Source organism: Skermanella sp. (genome assembly GCF_059503625.1).
The window spans coordinates 1-2,200 of sequence record NZ_JCACHA010000490.1 but is presented as its reverse complement, the minus strand read 5'-3'; the positions used below and the strand labels follow the sequence as shown (position 1 = coordinate 2,200).

Below are 2,200 nucleotides of genomic sequence, written 5' to 3'. Positions count from 1 at the left end.
GGCGGCGGGATCACGAAGATCTCTGGCAGCTCCTCCGACGCCATGCCGGCGACTTGGCCGCCCCAGGTGCAGGTGTCGAGCACGATCTCGTTGGCGGCGAGGTCGAGCGGCTTCTGCACCTCGTCATGGACGTTGGTGCCGGTTTCCGTCCGGTGCTGCTGGAGCGAACCCCGCGAAACCATGACCGAGATCAGCTTGCAGGCGGTCTGCACATCGTTCAGCAGGGCAGTCAATTCCGTGTCCGGGCCGCCGCGCCGGCGCTGGTCCTCGATGATGAACTTCGCGAACGTCATGCTGCGATGCGGCATTGGTCCTCTCCCCTAGGTCCTCGGTGTTATTCTTTATTGTTTGCTTTTCTATGTAACTGCTTTTTTGGCTACTGGGCATTCTCTACTGGGCGAAGACGCGGCTGGCGCGGATATCGGCTTCCTCGATGGTCTGGAGCATGTCGGCGTTCAGCACGCCGCCCTGGGCGAACAGCCGGTTAGCCTGACGCAGCCGGGCACGGTCGAGGGCGTTGCGGATCGACCGGGCATTGGCGAAGCGCGGCTGGTCCATCCGCAGGTCGATGTATTCCTGCATCGCCTGACGCGCTCCGTCCGACAGCCGGTAGTGCAGGCCCGATACCATGGTGTCGGCGATGTTCAGCAGCTCGTCCGACCGGAAATCCGGGAAATCGACATGGTGCGCGATGCGGGACCCCATGCCGGGGTTGCTGGAGAAGAAGGTTTCCAGCCGGTCCTTGTAGCCCGCCAGGATCACGACCAGATCGGCGCGATGGTCCTCCATGACCTGAAGCAGGATCTCGATCGCCTCCTGTCCGTAGTCGCGCTCGTTCTCCGGCCGGTAGAGATAGTAGGCCTCGTCGATGAACAGCACGCCGCCCATCGCCTTCTTCAGCGCTTCCTTGGTCTTGGGCGCGGTGTGCCCGATATACTGGCCGACCAGATCGTCGCGGGTGACCGATACGACATGGTCGCGCCGGATATAGCCCAGCCGGTGCAGGATACCGGCCATGCGCCGCGCCACCGTCGTCTTGCCGGTGCCGGGATTGCCGGTGAAGCTCATGTGCAGCGATGGCGCCTCGGTCGAAAGCCCCAGTTGACGCCGGGCCTGATCGATCAGCAGCAGCGCCGCGATCTCGCGGATGCGGCTCTTGACCGGAACCAGCCCGACCAACTCGCGGTCGAGTTGGTCCAGGATCTCGCCGATATTGGACGCGGCGTAGAGCGCGTCGAGATCGACCGATGTCTGCGCCGGTTGCGTTTCGGGCGCCTGCGTTTCCGGCGGATGTGTCAATAAGCTGCTCATGCCGCCCTCCGCAACGGTTCGAGTTGGCCGCGCAACGCCGCCACGACATCGCGGTAGGAGCCGTCGGCGCTTTGGGCGCCGAAGATCGCCGAACCGGCGACGAAGGTGTCGGCCCCGGCCTCCGCGATGGCGCGGATGTTATCGACCTTCACGCCGCCATCGACCTCCAGCCAGATCGGCTGGCCACCGCGCGCCGCGTGACGGTCGATCCGCTGGCGGATATCGGCGATTTTGATCAGGGCTTCGGGGATGAACTTCTGTCCGCCAAAGCCGGGATTGACCGACATGACCAGGATCAGGTCCAGCTTGTCCATCACGTGGTCGAGGTAGTGGAGCGGGGTGGCCGGGTTGAACACCAGCCCCGCCTTGCAGCCGCTGTCCCGGATCAGGGACAGGGTGCGGTCGATATGCTCCGACGCTTCCGGGTGGAACGAGATGATGTCGGCGCCCGCCTTGGCGAACATCGGCACGATCGCATCGACCGGCTTGACCATCAGGTGGACGTCGATCGGCGCCTTGGTCCGGGGCCGGATCGCCTCGCACACGACCGGACCGATGGTCAGGTTGGGGACGTAGTGGTTGTCCATCACGTCGAAGTGGATCACGTCGGCGCCGGCGGCGATGACGTTCTCGACCTCTTCGCCCAGCCGGGCGAAATCGGCCGACAGGATGCTGGGAGCGATCCGGAAACTGCTGGTCATGCTGTCACCCCATTCTCCGCCTCAGTACCGCGCGCCTGATGGCTTCTCGGTCGCGTAGCTGCGGATCGTGTAGTTGACGTTGCGGCCCGGACCTTCGGCGCGCACCAGCTCGAAACCGTTCTCGTTGGACGGTCGGTTGATCAGGAAGGACATGCGGATCGTCTCGAAGCCCCGGTTGCTGTCGAACG

The 2,200-nt window shown here is 64.4% G+C and carries 2 protein-coding genes and 1 pseudogene; all 3 read right to left on the bottom strand.

What is annotated here, in order from left to right:
* Window positions 1-308, bottom strand: a pseudogene (locus tag AC5JJ6_RS10695) (class 1 fructose-bisphosphatase); the annotation flags it as partial.
* A gap of 82 nt (window positions 309-390) precedes the next feature.
* Window positions 391-1,311 carry a CbbX protein gene (cbbX, locus tag AC5JJ6_RS10690; protein ID WP_496042018.1) on the bottom strand — a complete coding sequence of 307 codons (921 nt, stop codon included), beginning with the start codon at window positions 1,309-1,311 and terminating at the stop codon, window positions 391-393.
* Window positions 1,308-2,012 (bottom strand): ribulose-phosphate 3-epimerase, encoded by a 705-nt coding sequence (gene rpe, locus AC5JJ6_RS10685; RefSeq protein WP_496042017.1) that lies wholly within the window; start codon window positions 2,010-2,012, stop codon window positions 1,308-1,310. The genes cbbX and rpe overlap by 4 nt, the downstream gene beginning before the upstream one ends.
* Window positions 2,013-2,200 lie beyond the last annotated feature (188 nt).